The sequence below is a fragment of the Rhizobium sp. IBUN genome, assembly GCF_000510625.1.
Taxonomy (GTDB): Bacteria; Pseudomonadota; Alphaproteobacteria; order Rhizobiales; family Rhizobiaceae; genus Rhizobium; species Rhizobium altiplani.
Map to the genome: position 1 here is coordinate 1 of NZ_AZNV01000075.1, position 15280 is coordinate 15280.

Below are 15280 nucleotides of genomic sequence, written 5' to 3' on the forward strand. Positions count from 1 at the left end.
TAGCCGATCGGCGAAAACGTCGATCAACACGAAACCGAACCCAAGGAAAAGCTGCCAGTTGAAGGCGTTTTGCCCCTTGTGTTCTTTCATTGGAGGACGATCATGAAAATCATTGAAACGATAGAGGAACTCGCAGCGATCTACGCTGGCGGGCTGACGCAGGCATCCGTGGCCAAGGTAACGGACTATCTGACGCCGCTCTATCGCGAGATGATCGAGGCGTCGCCCTTCGTGGCACTCGCGACGGTGGGACCCGAGGGGCTCGATTGTTCGCCGCGCGGCGATATCGGCGGCGTCGTGCGCATCATCGACGAGCGGACGCTGCATCTGCCTGACTGGCGCGGCAATAACCGCGTCGATTCGCTCTCCAACATCGTGCGGGATCCGCGCCTGGCGCTGATGTTCCTCATTCCCGGTTCGAACACGACTATGCGTATCAACGGGCGTGGTGTCGTGACGAACGACGAGGCAGTCCTGTCCAGCTTCGTGATGGACGGAAAGCATCCGCGGACGGTGATCGTCATTACGGTCGACGAGGTCTATTTCCAGTGCGCTCGTGCGCTGATCCGATCCGAGCTGTGGAACCCGGCAACCTTCATCGATCCGAAGAGCCTGCCAACGCCCGGTTTGATGCTGAAGGCGGCGACAGGGGATTTCGACTACGAAACCTATGACCGCGAATGGCCGGAGCGTGCCGTCAAGACGATGTGGTAGGGCTTAGCGTAGGGTTGGCAGCCCCACCTCTTGGGAAGAAGGGCCGTGCCAATCGCGGTCCATTGCAGTGGACACGGGCGATTGCGGCAATCAAAACTCATCGACAAACAGGCGACGACGCTGCTTGCCAGGGTCTATCCCTTGTAGATCAGCCAGCTCTTCGTGAAGTCCTTCTGCATACCGTCTTCGAACAGGACGCTGCAGTTGCGGCCGGAATTCTTTGCGCCGTAGAGGGCAACGTCGGCTCTGTGGTAAAGCTCGCCGGCGTCTTCCGCGTAAGATGCCATGCAGACGCCGACCGATACCGTGACCGGCCCGTAGTTTATTCTGGTGCGCGAGTTCGTGAAGGGCGTCGTTTCCAGCGTGCGACGAATGCGCTCGGCCATCCCCATGACTTCGTCGGCCGTGTTGCCTTCAATGATCAGGGCGAACTCCTCGCCGCCTGTGCGGGCGACGAAAACGTCGCGGCGGACGTTGGCGCGGATGACCGAGGCTACAGTCGCGAGAATCTTGTCGCCGACCGGATGACCGTAGGTGTCGTTGATCTTCTTGAAATTGTCGATGTCGGCGAGGACCAGCGCAGTGACGGGCCGCATGGCCGGATTGTTGTAGACGGCAGCGAGGCGGTCATCGAATGCACGGCGGTTCGACAGGCGTGTCAATGAGTCTGTGTTGGCGATACGTTTGTATTCGTCAAGCTCCTTGCGGACCTGATCCATTTCCTGCGATCGCTGGACGACGTTCTCGACAGTGCGTTCGCCGTGCGCCATGGTGTCGCCGGTTGCCTGCGTGAGCAGGCTGAGGGCGTTTTCGATAAGCTCTACGCTCGTATGGTTCTTCGAGCTGATCCGCTTGTAGGTTTCGCCAAGCAGCTTGTTGTAGCTCTCCAGCGAGATTTGCTCCTGGCGCAGCACGCGCAGCAGCGTCTCAAGCTCGGCGGCAATGCGACCGTGCGCGTCGTCGAACACACGGGCAGGGCTGTGCGTAAAATACTGCGCCCCGAGCGCGTCCAGTTCCTCCTGCGTCGCCTGGCTGCCGAGCGCAGCAAGATCTCGTGTCAGCGCCGGATTGGAGCCGATATAGGCTTCGTAAAAGAGTTCGTAGTTCCGAGGGATCGGCGCGACGCCCATGGAGCGCATGGCAAACGTGATCTGACCTGCCACGTCGGGAACCTGCGCCCTCGTTGGCGCTGCGGCCGTCGTCATGCGACTACTCCTCAATTGAATGTCAAATGCAGTCTTTAATTTGATAGCTGAGAAATATTGGGAAATGATTAAGAGAAGATATACCAATGATTACATGTGAAATTTGTCTATTCTTCTGCGTTATTTGCTTATCGTATTGATTTTTATCTGAGAAGCTGCAGAAGCGTTGCGGTAATTTCGCCTTATGGGCGAGTGGCGCAAAATAAAAAATCCAACCAGTCGTTTTAGTTGCTTTGACATTGTTTCAAATTTGTTGACAGTCGGTGTCGATCGGTCGCTCTATTGCGGATCGGCGAGAAGGCGCATGTTTCCCCGAAAGAGCCGCGTGGCTCCAACGGAAGGCAGAGATCATGGAAACCTCACGTCACATTTCGCCCATCGTCCTTGCTGCAGTCATTGCAGGCTCCGTCGCGCTGATCCAGCAGGATGGTTTCTTCGACGGTGTATTTCGCAGCGACATTCTCGCCAGCGTGAAGGCGGAGGAGATCCTCAATGCTGCTGATCTCGCAAATCGGGTTGACACCGCCGCGGTCGACCATCGCGCGATCGCGGCGATCCATTAACGCCGATCAGCCGAGGTTGAATTCCTGGAAGAAGTCGTTGCCCTTGTCGTCGGTGACGATGAAAGCAGGGAAGTCTGCCACCTCGATCTTCCACACGGCTTCCATGCCGAGTTCCTGATACTCCAGCACCTCGACCTTCTTGATGCAGTCTTGCGCGAGGCGGGCAGCCGGTCCGCCGATCGAGCCGAGGTAGAAGCCGCCATGTGTCTTGCAGGCTTCGCGCACGGCGCGGGAGCGGTTGCCCTTGGCAAGCATCACCATGGAACCACCGAAGGACTGGAATTGGTCGACATAGGAGTCCATGCGACCGGCGGTCGTCGGGCCGAAAGAGCCGGAGGCGTAGCCTGCCGGGGTCTTGGCCGGGCCGGCGTAGTAAACCGGATGGTTCTTCATGTAGTCAGGCATGCCTACGCCCTTTTCCAGCCGCTCGCGGATCTTGGCGTGGGCAAGGTCGCGCGCGACGATGATCGTGCCGGTCAGGGAGAGGCGGGTCTTGACCGGGTGCTTGCTGAGTTCGGCCAGGATTGCCGGCATCGGCTGGTTGAGATCGATGCGGACCATGGAGTCCGACAGCTTCGACTCGTCGATCTCTGGCATGTACTTGGAGGGATCCGTCTCCAACTGCTCGACGAAGATGCCGTCGCGGGTGATCATGCCCTTCGCCTGGCGGTCGGCGGAACAGGAAACGCCGAGGCCGATCGGAAGGGATGCGCCGTGGCGGGGCAGGCGGATGACGCGCACGTCATGACAGAAATACTTGCCGCCGAATTGTGCGCCGACGCCCATCTGCTGCGTCAGCTTGTGGATTTCCTTCTCCATCTCGAGGTCGCGGAACGCATGGCCGCTCTCGGAGCCTTCGGTCGGCAGATCGTCGAGGTAGCGCGTCGAGGCGAGCTTGACGGTCTTCAGGTTCATTTCGGCGGAGGTGCCGCCGATTACGATCGCCAGATGGTAGGGGGGACAGGCTGCCGTACCCAGCGTAAGGATCTTCTCCTTAAGGAAGTCGATCATCCGGTCATGCGTCAGTAGCGACGGCGTGCCTTGGTAGAGGAAGGTCTTGTTGGCCGAACCGCCGCCCTTGGCGACAAACAGGAAGTCGTAGGTGTCGGTGCCTTCCTCGTAGATGTCGATCTGCGCCGGCAGATTGTTCTTGGTGTTCTTTTCCTCGAACATCTTGATGGGCGCCAGCTGCGAATAGCGCAGGTTCTTCTTCTCGTAGGCGTCCATGACGCCCTTGGCGAGAGCCGAGTAGTCCTCACCTTCGGTCCAGACGCGGCGTCCTTTCTTGCCCATTATGATCGCCGTGCCGGTGTCCTGGCACATCGGCAAGATGCCCCCTGCGGCGATGTTGGCGTTTTTTAGCAGGTCATAAGCAACGAAGCGGTCGTTGTCGGTCGCCTCCGGGTCTTCGAGGATCGAGGCGAGCTGCTTCAGGTGGCCGGGTCGCAGGAGATGGTTGATGTCGGCAAAGGCCGTTTCTGCAAGGAGGCGGATGCCTTCCGGCTCGACGGTCAGGATATCCTGCCCCTTGAAGCTGTCGACAGAGACGTAGTCGCTGCTGATCTTGCGGTATTGGGTGGAGTCTTTGCTGAGGGGGAAAAGATCGTCAGCCATCGAGGGACCTTTCATGCGGACCGAAATCGCAGATGATCTATTCGGGCGTCTTCGCAATTGCAATAATTCTAAAACCTGTCTGTTTTAGTCATGAAAATCTGGAAAACACCGCCGCGGGTACGGCGGTGTGAACTGTTTCAAGCAAGCGAGGAGGCAGGCTTACTTCGGGCCGATCATCGTTTCAGGGCGAACGATTGCGTCGTATTCCTCGACGGTGACGAGGCCACTCGCCAACGCTTCTTCCTTCAGGGTCGTGCCGTTCTTGTGCGCGGTTTTGGCGATCTTGGCGGCGTTGTCATAGCCGATCTTCGGAGCAAGCGCCGTGACCAGCATCAGGGACCGTTCGAGACCGGCCTTGATGTTGTCCTCGCGCGCTTCGATGCCGACGACGCAATTGTCGGTGAAAGAAACGGCGGCGTCGCCGAGCAGCTGCACCGACTGGAGGAAGTTGTAGGCCATCATCGGATTGTAGACGTTGAGCTCGAAATGCCCCTGGCTATCGGCGAAGGTGAGGGCCGCGTTGTTGCCGAAGATATGGATGCAGACCTGCGTCAGCGCTTCGCACTGGGTCGGGTTGACCTTGCCGGGCATGATCGAGGAGCCGGGCTCGTTCTCGGGAAGGGCGAGTTCGCCAAAACCGGCGCGGGGACCGGAGCCCAGCAGGCGGATGTCGTTGGCAATCTTGAAGAGCGCGGCGGCGGCCGCATTGATGGCGCCATGGCTGAACACCATGGAGTCATGGGCGGCGAGTGCTTCGAACTTGTTCGGGGCCGTCACGAAGGGCAGGCCGGTGATTTCGGCGATCTCGTCAGCGACCTTCTCGGCAAATCCAACAGGCGCGTTGAGACCGGTGCCGACCGCGGTGCCGCCCTGTGCAAGCTCGCAAAGGCCAGGAAGCGTCAATTCGATGCGCTTGATGGCGGAGCCGACCTGCGCTGCATAGCCGGAGAATTCCTGGCCAAGCGTCAGCGGCGTCGCATCCTGCGTGTGCGTGCGGCCGATCTTAATGATGTGGCTGAATTCGGTGACCTTCATGTCGAGCGCTGCGTGCAGGTGCTTCAAGCTCGGAAGCAGGTGGCGCACGATCTGCTCCGCACAGGCGATATGCATGGCCGTCGGATAGGTGTCGTTTGACGACTGGCTCATATTGACGTGATCGTTGGGATGCACCGGCTTCTTCGATCCCATGACGCCGCCCAACAATTCGATGGCACGGTTGGAGATCACTTCGTTGGCATTCATGTTTGACTGCGTGCCGGAGCCCGTCTGCCAGACAACGAGGGGGAAGTGGTCGTTGAGCGTGCCGTCGATCACTTCCTGCGCCGCGTCGACAATGGCGTTGCCGACCTCCGGATTGAGCTGACCGAGCGCCATGTTGGCACGCGCCGCCGCCTGCTTGACGATGCCGAGGGCGCGAACGATCGAAAGCGGCTGCTTCTCCCAGCCAATCTTGAAATTGCCGAGCGAGCGCTGAGCCTGAGCACCCCAATATCTGTCGTTCTGTACTTCGATCGGGCCGAACGTATCTGTTTCGGTGCGGGTGGAGGTCATGGTCATGCCTTTCTGTCGCGGTGCCTTCGGAGATGCGTCTTATAGGTCCGAAACGGGACGAAGAAAACTGCTGGAAATGCAAAATATGAATGTATAAATCATGTTATCGGCGGGTGATCAGTGGCCATTTAGACACGGCTAAATTTTTATATTTCAGTGCCTCGTTGGCCACTGTGTCCGAAGGCGAAAATAAAGTAAAAAATTAACTAATAATTTCATTATTTTGTGTGAACTGGGGCTCGGCATAAGCGTTTTCCGCGTTACTTTGGGTTGAGAGGCCCAAGGCTGGCGGCTGCGGCCAGTTTCTGCCATGTGACGCTCGCGCCGGATGAAACGAGTTTTAAGGCGGGCTTTTGCCCGCGATTTGAAGACAGCATGACACTGGGACTGGATAAAAGCATGACATTCTTTCTGAAAGGTGCGGCTTCCGCACTAGCGCTTTCCTGCGGCATGGCTGCGATGGGTTCCACGCCCGCGCACGCTTACACGTTGATGGATATGATCCGCGGGGATCGCGCTCGCACCCAGAGCACGATTGTCAATCCGAGGCCGTCGGTTCCGTCGTTTCTTCAGTCGGCTCCCGATGCGCCGCTGCCGAAGGTTTCGAGCCCGCGTTACTATACCTATCAGCCAGATGCGATGCGCTTCGTCGACACCGGCAAGTTTACCGATCCTGTGGTCACCGGGGCAGTTGCCGATGCATCGGCTGCGACCGAGGCAACGCCGTCGGTACAGCGCCGCTTCCTTATCGAGGCGAAGGTGCGCGCCCCCGTCGAAGTCGCCAGGGCGCTTGAGGCCTATTACGGCGATGTGAAGAATCCGCTGGTCTGGCTCGCTGGAACGGATGTCAACAATCGCGCCAAGGCGGCGATGGACGTTCTGGCGGATGCGGCATCGGTCGGTCTTGACCCGGCCGACTATGCGGTCCAGGTGCCGGCGGAGGATCCAACCAATCCGGATCCGGCAATCCGTGATCGCGCCCTGACGCAGTTTGAACTAGAGCTTTCCGCAAAGGTGCTCGCCTATGTCCAGGATACAGTTCGTGGTCGCGTCGATCCGAACAAGCTTTCCGGCTATCACGATTTCAAGCGTAAGGACGTGAACCTTGCGCCGGTGCTGAAGCTCGCCCGCATGAGCCCGAATATTGCAGCCTATCTCAGAAGCCGTACGCCTGATGCGCCGCAGTTCGTTGCACTCGAAGGCGAACTGGCGAAGTTGCGCGCAGAGGGAGCCAGCGAAGAGCGCATCGATATCGCGCTGAGCGGCCTGCTTCGTCCGGGCGACAACTCGTCCGAAATCCCGAACATCGTGAAGGCGATCGGCAAGCATGGCTCGGCCGCGCTCAAGGCGGAACATGCGACAACGCTCTCCGCCTATACGGGCAGCACCGAATATTCGCCTGAGATCGTTTCGCTCGTTGAAAGTTTCCAGAAGGAACATGGACTGAAGCCGGACGGCGTTATCGGCCAGGCGACGGTCCGCATCATGGCTGGCGGCGACAGCAACGCATCGAAGGTCGAGAAGCTGATTGTTGCGTTGGAGCAGGCCCGCTGGCTGCCGGCCGACCTCGGCTCGCGCTACGTCTTCATCAACCAGCCGGCCTATATGGTCTACTACCACAACGACAACAAGGAACAGTTGTCGATGCGCGTGGTGATCGGCCAGCCGTCGCACCAGACCTTCTTCTTCCAGGATCAGATCGAGACGGTCGAGTTTAATCCTTTCTGGGGTGTGCCGCAGTCGATCATCATCAACGAGATGCTGCCGCGCCTGCGCTCCGACCCGAGCTATCTGGACCGGATGGGCTATGAGGTAACAGTCGGCGGTCGCGCCGTGGCGTCGTCCAGCGTCGACTGGTACGGCTCGACGACCAACGTTTCCGTGCGGCAGCCGCCGAGCGACGACAATGCGCTTGGCGAACTCAAGATCCTTTTCCCGAATGCTCACGCCATCTACATGCATGACACTCCTTCGAAGAGCTTCTTCAAGCGCGATATGCGCGCCCTCAGCCATGGTTGCGTCCGCCTTGCCGAGCCACGCGCGATGGCAGCGGCCGTGCTGAACACGTCGGTGGACCAGATCGGCAAGGAGATTGCCACGGGCAAGAACCACGCCCTGCAGGTTCCGCAGAAGATCCCGGTCTACGTGGCTTACTTCACGGCCTGGCCGAACAAGGATGGTGTCATCCAGTATTTCGATGACGTATACGGCCGCGACGCCTATGTGCAGAAGGCTTTCGATGCGACGACGAAGGCGCGAGGCGCGCAGATTTGATCGCGCCGATGATATGAGGGCGGCCGGGGAGCCGCCTTTTCTTTTTGCGATCGGCTTGCCGCCGCTGCGCGCGTTGCGGAAGCAAGCTCCGCGATCAATTCGTCGATCTGTGCAGGCTCCGAGGATCTCGACGGGATGTCGGAATAGTCGAATGGCACGGCGATCAAAACCATATCGGCTACTGCGACATCGTGCGCTGTCCGATGGTGCCTTCACTGAAAACCATTGGGATACCGGAAGGGCTTCCACACGGGAGACACTGGATTTGCACTCCGACGACGTCTCCCCAGCCGTTGGTGATGATCTCTCTTGCCCTATCGAGTTCTTCCTGTGTTGGGAAGAGCGGGTAGACTTCGGTACCAGAATGCTGAACCCGTGCCAGCTTTCCTTCCAAGTCGGCAGGCGCATACCCGCTATTCAGGAAGGCCCGCGTCTCCGTGTATATGTATTCCATCCACAATCGGGCTGCGTTCGGATGCGGAGTGAACGCGCTGATGGCCTGGGCATAGAGGCCACCGACGATGCCCGTCTTCGGCCTCACGATCTCAATCCTGGTTCGTCCTCCTGATCGTTCGCGATCAGTAGCTGCAAGGTAGTCCCAGCGAACGAGGATAGGCGTGCGCCCGTCCTCAAGCGAAGCAAGGCCGCCGACGATAGGAACGAAGTTGCCGCGGCGGCTGAGGTCTGCAAAGAAGCTCAGCCCCTGATCGGCTGCCTCGTCCACGTTGCCGTGAGCAGCTGACAGGCCCGCAGCGAAAATGCCTTGGATGGCTTGATTTGATGTCAGATTACCGGCGAGACCCACGGCATTTCTGTATTTCGGCGAGGCGAAGTCCGCCCAATCGGTCGGCATCGTCGTCACGATATCCGCGTTGACCTCGAAGGCAAGCGTGCCGTAGTAGCCGCCGTACCAGTATCCATCAGGTTCCTTGGCTGCGTCCGGAATGGCTTCCCATGCCGCCACCTTGTAAGGCCGCAGCAGGCCGTCCCTCTTTGCCGATAAGGCGAAAGGCAGACCGACGTCGATGACATCCGGCGCTTGCGGGTCGGCTGTGTCCCTCGCATTTCTGATGGTATTGATCACCTTGGCCGATCCCGCATCGGGCATAAGTTCGGTGATACCAAGGCCGTATTTCGCCTTGAAGCCGTCGATGATGTCCCCGTATCCCCACCAGTCGCGAGGCAGGCCGACAACGGTGAGGTGGCCCTCTGCCTTGGCAGCGGCCACGAGCTCGTCCGTCGGAGCTGCGGACGCAGGAGATGAAGAATTGAGACCGGCCATCCCGGCGAGCGCCGCCGTGCTACCTTGAACGAGAAATTTTCTGCGCTGGAAATCAGGCATATTTCCCACCCTGACGGTTCTGGAACGCAGTCGCACCGTCCATTCGTCGGTCACCTGAACAGGGACATGCGGGCTATGCGCAACCCACTTGGAACTAACGCGAGCCAATCACGTATCAGTTGCGCATATCACGCATGCGGCATCGGACGATTTGCGACTTGCGCCTCGTATCCTGAATCTGCGCCTCTGCAAAAGAAGAGTCCATAGTCGAGGCTAGGCATGTCGCAAAACCTCCTTGCGTAGGTCAGGGTTTCGCGAGGTTTTTTTCGCGCGATCGGGTTAGGGGCTGGGCCGCGGGCCGCCTTTTCTTTTGCGTCAGCCTGCCGCCGCCGCCGGCGTTGCCGAGGTGAAGTCCTCGATCAATTCGTCGATCAGCGCAGGAGTTAACTCCTTGAAATGCGTAATCACGCTCGTTGGCCCGAGGGTCTCGACGGGGACGTCGGAATAGCCGAACGGCACGGCGATCGAAGGGACGCCGGCATTGCGGGCAACAAGAATGTCGTTGACGCTGTCGCCGATCATGACGGTCCTGCGGACATCGCCGCCGGCGCGCTCGATGGTTCCGAGAAGATGCTGGGCGTCGGGCTTCCTGACGGTGAAGGTGTCGCCGCCGGTAATGGCATCGAAATAATGGGTGAGTTCAAGCTTCTCGATCAGGTTGCGCGCCAGGCCTTCGAGCTTGTTGGTGCAAACGGCAAGCTTGCAGCCGGCACTCTTCAGTTGATCCATTGCCTCGACCAGGCTGGGGTAAGGCGCGGTATGTCCCGGCATGTTGTCGGTGTAGTGCGCAATGAAGCGGTTGAGCAGGGCAGGAAGCTGTTCCTGTGCCAACGGATGTCCTCGAAGACCGCAGGCCCGCTCGATCATGACCTTGGCGCCATGTCCGACGAGATGCGTGAGGTCGTCGTAGCTGACCGGCGCCACACCGATTGCCGCGATCGTATAATTCAGGCTCTCAACAAGATCGGTGTGAGTATCGAGCAGTGTTCCGTCAAGATCGAATACAACAAGGGCAGGGGTCAAGGATTGCGCCTTTCAGAAATGATGTCATCGGCAGTAGGTGATGAGGACCGGAAAAGCAATATTTGCCGGCAAAGGGGACGAGTTGCAAATGCCCACGGCTTTTCAAAAATCATTACGCTATTTTGGCTTTCGTTTGGCAAGCGAGCCGTGTAAACAGCACATCCAACGCAATAATTCGGAGTCAGCGGCGCATGGATGCCCGCGAAATGAAGATCAAGGCCGCCGAGGCCGCACTCGCTCATGTCGAATATGGCATGCGGCTTGGAATCGGAACCGGGAGTACTGCCGAAGAGTTTGTTCGGCTGCTCGCAGAGAAGGTTTCAACCGGCTTCAAGGTCGAAGGCGTGCCAACCTCCGAACGCACGGCAAGGCTTTGCGTCGAGCTCGGCGTACCGCTGAAGTCACTGGATGAACTGCCGGAACTCGATCTGACGATCGATGGCGCGGATGAGGTCGATTCCGACCTCACGCTCATCAAGGGTGGCGGCGGTGCACTGCTGCGCGAGAAGATCGTCGCTGCGGCATCTCAGCGCATGATCGTCATTGCCGACGAGAGCAAACTGGTCGAGACACTTGGCGCATTTCCGCTACCGATTGAGATCAATCCGTTCGGACTCGTATCGACACGCATGGCGATCGAAAAGAAGGCCTCGAAGCTTGGGTTGAGCGGCAGCCTGACGCTGCGGCAATCCGGTGGCGAAGACTTCATGACGGACGGCGGCCACTACATCCTGGATGCATCTTTTGGCCGCATTCCTGATGCAGAGGCGCTTTCAAACGGGCTGAATTCAATACCCGGAGTCGTTGAACACGGGCTCTTTCTAAAAATGGCGGCGCTTGCGATCATTGCAGGTCCAGCAGGCGCACGCACGCTGCGGGCGAACAGGTAACAGGAGCATTGAAACTCATGATTAAATTTGCAGGTCTTGGCCGTTTTGCTGCTGCGACCGTTATTTTCTCGGGCGTCGCATTCGGCTTTGCCGCACATGCGCAGGAAGCCTCTCCGGAGCAGCTGAAGGCGGCCCGCGCTGCGATCGACGCGATCGGCGCCACCGCACAGTTCGACAACATCCTGCCCGGCCTGGCTGAGCGCCTGAAGGCCGATCTCATCCAGGACTCGCCGAACTATCAGGATGCGATCACCGCTGAGGTCGACAAGCAGGCACTGGCCCTTGCACCGCGTCGCGCCGATCTCGAGAAGGAAGCCGCGCTGACCTATGCCAAGGCATTCTCCGTCGAGGAACTCAACGCGATCGCCGAGTTCTACAACTCGCCGGTTGGCAAGAAGCTGCTCAAGGATGGCCCGATCGCTTCGCGCGAAACCGTCAAGGCCGCCGATATCTGGGCGCAGGGCATCTCGCGCGATCTGCAGAAGCAGACGAGCGCTGAACTCGTGAAGGTCATCAAGGCCCCGCCACCGGCCGCCGATCCGGCGAACCCGGCTGCGACGGCCGCGCCGAAGCCAGCTGCACCGGCTGCTGCAAAGCCGAAGCCGTAAGAAGACGCGAACAACAGACCAAAAGCCCGGCATCGTCCGGGCTTTTGTTTTTGCGGCCGTCGATACTATATCACTTTCACCTCACCAGCCGATTCCATCCGGAGTTTCTCATGACGTCCTACGATTACGATCTCTTTGTCATCGGCGGTGGCTCAGGCGGTGTGCGAAGCGCCCGCGTTGCAGCCTCGCTCGGTAAGAAGGTCGCGATCGCAGAGGAGTACCGCTACGGCGGCACTTGCGTGATCCGCGGCTGCGTGCCCAAGAAGCTCTTCGTCTATGCGGCTCAGTTCCATGAGCATTTCGAGGATGCCGTGGGCTTCGGGTGGACGGTCGGCGAGAGTTCGTTCGACTGGAAGAAGCTGATTGCCGCGAAGGACAACGAGATCGCGCGCCTAGAAGGGCTCTACAAGAAGGGGCTTGCCGGCGCCAACGCCGAAATCCTGGAAACACGTGCCGAAATGGTCGACGCGCATACGGTCCGGTTGGTCAATACCGGCAAGACGGTGACCGCGAAGACCGTCGTGATCGCGACCGGTGGCCGCCCGAACCCGCACGCGGCTTTGCCTGGGAACGAGCTCTGCATTTCCTCCAACGAGGCCTTCCATCTGGAGGAGCTGCCGAAGGCGATTGTGATTGCGGGTGGCGGTTATATCGCGGTGGAGTTTGCCAATATCTTTCACGGCCTCGGCGTCGAGACGACGCTGATCTATCGCGGCGCCGAGATTCTGTCGCGCTTCGATCAGGACCTCCGCCAGGGACTGCACGAGGCGATGACCGCCAAGGGCATCCGCATCCTCTGCCATGATATGCTGCAGAAGGTATCGAAAGAGGACGGTCGTCTTTCCGTCGAGACGCTGAAGAACGGCACGCTGGCGGCCGATGTCGTGATGCTGGCGCTCGGTCGCATTCCGAATACGGAAGGCCTAGGCCTGGAAGCCGCCGGTGTGAAGACTGACGAGCGCGGAGCGGTGGTGGTCGACGAATATTCTCGCACCAACGTCCCGAACATCTATGCGCTTGGCGATGTCACCGATAGGGTACAGTTGACGCCGGTGGCGATCCACGAGGCGATGTGCTTCATCGAGACGGCGTACAAGGACAATCCGACCAAGCCTGATCACGAGACGATCGCAACGGCGGTCTTCTCGCAGCCGGAGATCGGTACCGTGGGACTGACCGAGGAGGAAGCGGGCAAGCGCTACAAGGAGCTCGAGGTCTACCGTGCGCAGTTTCGGCCACTGAAGGCGACGCTGTCGGGGCGTGGCGAGAGGATGATCATGAAGCTGATTGTGGACGCTGCCAGCCGAAAGGTCGTCGGCGCGCATATCCTCGGCCACGATGCCGGCGAAATGGCACAGATCCTCGGCATCACGCTGAAGGCGGGCTGCACGAAGGACGATTTCGACCGGACGATGGCGGTGCATCCGACGGCCGCGGAAGAGCTCGTCACAATGTATGCCCCGAGCTATCGCATTCGGGATGGTGTTCGCGTCTGACGCCAGTCAGCTGGTAATGCGCGGCGTTTGGATCACCTTGAGGAAGAACGCCTTCATGACGCCTCATTAGAATTGCCGGCGTTTTTCCGGGGCAAGCTTAAATTGGATACAAACCGTCTTGGTATAGTGATCGTTGATCGCACGTTTTTTGTTTGAAAGTACGTCACCGAATTCCTTTATATCGCGCGTTGGTCGTCGACTTAATCGTCAGTGCCGTAGAGCGGAACGCCGCTATGCAAGATGGCACTAAAGGGTTATAAGCCGCCCAACATTTTTAGGACGGAACATCCGGACGGACCGGATGCTGGAGCAGGTGAGTAAGATGGCAGAGAATTGGACACCGAGTAGTTGGCGGCAAAAACCGATCCAGCAGGTTCCGGACTATCCGGACCAGGCCGCATTGGCAGCAACGGAAGCCCAGCTCGCATCCTATCCGCCTCTCGTCTTTGCGGGTGAAGCACGCCGGCTGAAGAAGCATCTCGCCAACGTTGCAGAAGGCAACGGTTTCCTGCTGCAGGGTGGCGATTGCGCCGAGAGTTTTGCCGAGCATGGCGCCGACAACATCCGCGACTTCTTCCGCGCGTTCCTGCAGATGGCCGTCGTCCTGACCTTCGGCGCGCAGTTGCCGGTGGTTAAGGTCGGCCGCATCGCCGGGCAGTTCGCCAAGCCGCGCTCTTCCGGCATCGAGACCCAGGATGGCGTGTCACTGCCGAGCTACCGTGGCGACATCATCAACGGCATCGAGTTCACGGAAGAGTCACGTATTCCGAACCCGGAGCGCCAGGCGATGGCCTATCGCCAGTCGGCCGCTACGCTGAACCTGCTGCGCGCCTTCGCGATGGGTGGCTACGCCAACCTCGAGAACGTCCATCAATGGATGCTCGGCTTCGTCAAGGATAGTCCGCAGGGTGAGCGCTACCGCAAGCTTGCCGGCCGCATCAGCGAAACCATGGACTTCATGAAGGCGATCGGCATCAGTGCGGAAAACAATCCGAGCCTGCGCGAGACGGACTTCTTCACCAGCCACGAAGCGCTGCTGCTTGGCTATGAAGAGGCGCTGACGCGCGTCGACTCGACGTCTGGCGACTGGTACGCGACTTCGGGCCACATGATCTGGATCGGCGACCGCACGCGCCAGGCAGACCATGCCCACGTCGAATACTGCCGTGGCATCAAGAATCCGATCGGCTTGAAGTGCGGTCCGTCTCTGCAGGCGGACGATCTTCTGAACCTGATCGACATTCTCAATCCTGAGAATGAAGCGGGCCGGCTGACGCTGATCTGCCGCTTCGGTCACGACAAGGTGGCCGAGCATCTGCCGCGCCTTATCCGCGCGGTCGAACGCGAAGGGCGCAAGGTCGTCTGGTCGTGCGATCCGATGCACGGCAACACGATCACGCTGAACAACTACAAGACGCGTCCGTTCGAGCGGATCCTGTCGGAAGTCGAAAGCTTCTTCCAGATCCATCGCGCAGAAGGTTCGCATCCGGGCGGCATCCACATCGAGATGACCGGCAAGGATGTGACGGAATGCACCGGCGGCGCCCGCGCCGTCACGGCCGAGGATCTGCACGATCGCTACCACACGCATTGCGACCCGCGTCTCAATGCCGACCAGGCGCTCGAACTGGCCTTCCTGCTGGCCGAGCGCATGAAGGGCGGGCGCGACGAAAAGCGCATGGCCGTCAACGGTTGATCGAAAATAGAAGAAAAAGCCCCGCCTTGTGCGGGGCTCAGACCGCTGACAAACCCGTCGATATTCTCGGCGGGTTTTGTTTTTGGCGATTTGATTTTTGCGACCGGTGTTTTGGTGGAGGCGAGGCAGGGGCGTTGGCTCACGCGGTGGCCGGTTTTGGCGCTCTTGTCAGCGCCATTGCGATCTTCTTGATGTTTTGGGCGGCCGCAGCCAACAGGCACTGGCATGCGACGCGGGTGAGACTTCGGAAGCGGGCATAGCGATGGCCATGAAGCTGTTTGGCATCGGCAAAGGATCGCTCGAC

The 15280-nt window shown here is 59.4% G+C and carries 13 protein-coding genes; 7 read left to right on the forward strand and 6 right to left on the reverse strand.

The annotated features are described in order from the left end of the window. Nucleotides 1-102 precede the first annotated feature (102 nt). Nucleotides 103-714: a pyridoxamine 5'-phosphate oxidase family protein gene (locus RHIBUN_RS0131980; protein ID WP_025662761.1), complete on the forward strand. Its 612-nt coding sequence runs from the start codon at nucleotides 103-105 to the stop codon at nucleotides 712-714. A 134-nt stretch (nucleotides 715-848) separates the two neighbouring features. Here RHIBUN_RS0131980 and RHIBUN_RS0131985 read toward each other — a convergent pair whose 3' ends face one another. Further along, the gene (locus tag RHIBUN_RS0131985) at nucleotides 849-1919 is read right to left on the reverse strand and encodes a GGDEF domain-containing protein (RefSeq protein ID WP_025662762.1); all 1071 of its coding nucleotides are present in this window, start codon (nucleotides 1917-1919) and stop codon (nucleotides 849-851) included. A gap of 350 nt (nucleotides 1920-2269) precedes the next feature. Between RHIBUN_RS0131985 and RHIBUN_RS0131990 the strand changes: the two genes are divergently transcribed. Further along, entirely contained in the window at nucleotides 2270-2482 is a 213-nt protein-coding gene (locus tag RHIBUN_RS0131990) for a hypothetical protein (protein WP_025662763.1), read from the forward strand. Between the two features lie 6 nt (nucleotides 2483-2488). On the opposite strand, the gene RHIBUN_RS0131995 is transcribed toward RHIBUN_RS0131990, so the two are convergent. Both RHIBUN_RS0131995 and fumC read right to left on the reverse strand, forming a co-directional pair. Beyond that, nucleotides 2489-4096: a fumarate hydratase gene (locus RHIBUN_RS0131995; protein ID WP_025662764.1), complete on the reverse strand. Its 1608-nt coding sequence runs from the start codon at nucleotides 4094-4096 to the stop codon at nucleotides 2489-2491. Between the two features lie 159 nt (nucleotides 4097-4255). Further along, nucleotides 4256-5647: a class II fumarate hydratase gene (gene fumC / locus RHIBUN_RS0132000; protein ID WP_025662765.1), complete on the reverse strand. Its 1392-nt coding sequence runs from the start codon at nucleotides 5645-5647 to the stop codon at nucleotides 4256-4258. 399 nt (nucleotides 5648-6046) lie between these two features. Between fumC and RHIBUN_RS0132005 the strand changes: the two genes are divergently transcribed. Next, a complete protein-coding gene (locus tag RHIBUN_RS0132005; RefSeq protein WP_025662766.1) occupies nucleotides 6047-7921 on the forward strand; it encodes a murein L,D-transpeptidase in 1875 nt (624 codons plus the stop codon). A 178-nt stretch (nucleotides 7922-8099) separates the two neighbouring features. Here RHIBUN_RS0132005 and RHIBUN_RS0132010 read toward each other — a convergent pair whose 3' ends face one another. Together RHIBUN_RS0132010 and RHIBUN_RS0132015 are read right to left on the reverse strand one after the other, a co-directional pair. Then, complete coding sequence (locus tag RHIBUN_RS0132010) at nucleotides 8100-9203, reverse strand: ABC transporter substrate-binding protein (RefSeq protein WP_245271787.1); 1104 nt, start codon at nucleotides 9201-9203, stop codon at nucleotides 8100-8102. 375 nt (nucleotides 9204-9578) lie between these two features. After that, on the reverse strand, nucleotides 9579-10286 hold the full coding sequence (locus RHIBUN_RS0132015; RefSeq protein WP_025662768.1) for an HAD family hydrolase: 708 nt from the start codon (nucleotides 10284-10286) through the stop codon (nucleotides 9579-9581). Nucleotides 10287-10477: 191 nt separating this feature from the next. Here RHIBUN_RS0132015 and rpiA point away from each other — a divergent pair, with 191 nt between their 5' ends. The 4 genes from rpiA to RHIBUN_RS0132035 all read left to right on the forward strand — a co-directional run bounded on the left by rpiA (nucleotide 10478) and on the right by RHIBUN_RS0132035 (nucleotide 14976). Continuing rightward, nucleotides 10478-11176: a ribose-5-phosphate isomerase RpiA gene (gene rpiA / locus RHIBUN_RS0132020; RefSeq protein ID WP_025662769.1), complete on the forward strand. Its 699-nt coding sequence runs from the start codon at nucleotides 10478-10480 to the stop codon at nucleotides 11174-11176. Nucleotides 11177-11193: 17 nt separating this feature from the next. Then, nucleotides 11194-11784: a DUF2059 domain-containing protein gene (locus tag RHIBUN_RS0132025; RefSeq protein WP_018854822.1), complete on the forward strand. Its 591-nt coding sequence runs from the start codon at nucleotides 11194-11196 to the stop codon at nucleotides 11782-11784. 110 nt (nucleotides 11785-11894) lie between these two features. Next, entirely contained in the window at nucleotides 11895-13280 is a 1386-nt protein-coding gene (gor, locus tag RHIBUN_RS0132030) for a glutathione-disulfide reductase (RefSeq protein ID WP_025662770.1), read from the forward strand. 322 nt (nucleotides 13281-13602) lie between these two features. Beyond that, nucleotides 13603-14976, forward strand: coding sequence for a 3-deoxy-7-phosphoheptulonate synthase class II (locus RHIBUN_RS0132035; RefSeq protein ID WP_018854824.1), 1374 nt, complete (start codon nucleotides 13603-13605; stop codon nucleotides 14974-14976). 139 nt (nucleotides 14977-15115) lie between these two features. Here RHIBUN_RS0132035 and RHIBUN_RS0132040 read toward each other — a convergent pair. Then, nucleotides 15116-15280 (reverse strand): transposase (locus RHIBUN_RS0132040; protein WP_025662771.1); only part of this gene is annotated, 165 nt, incomplete at its 5' end.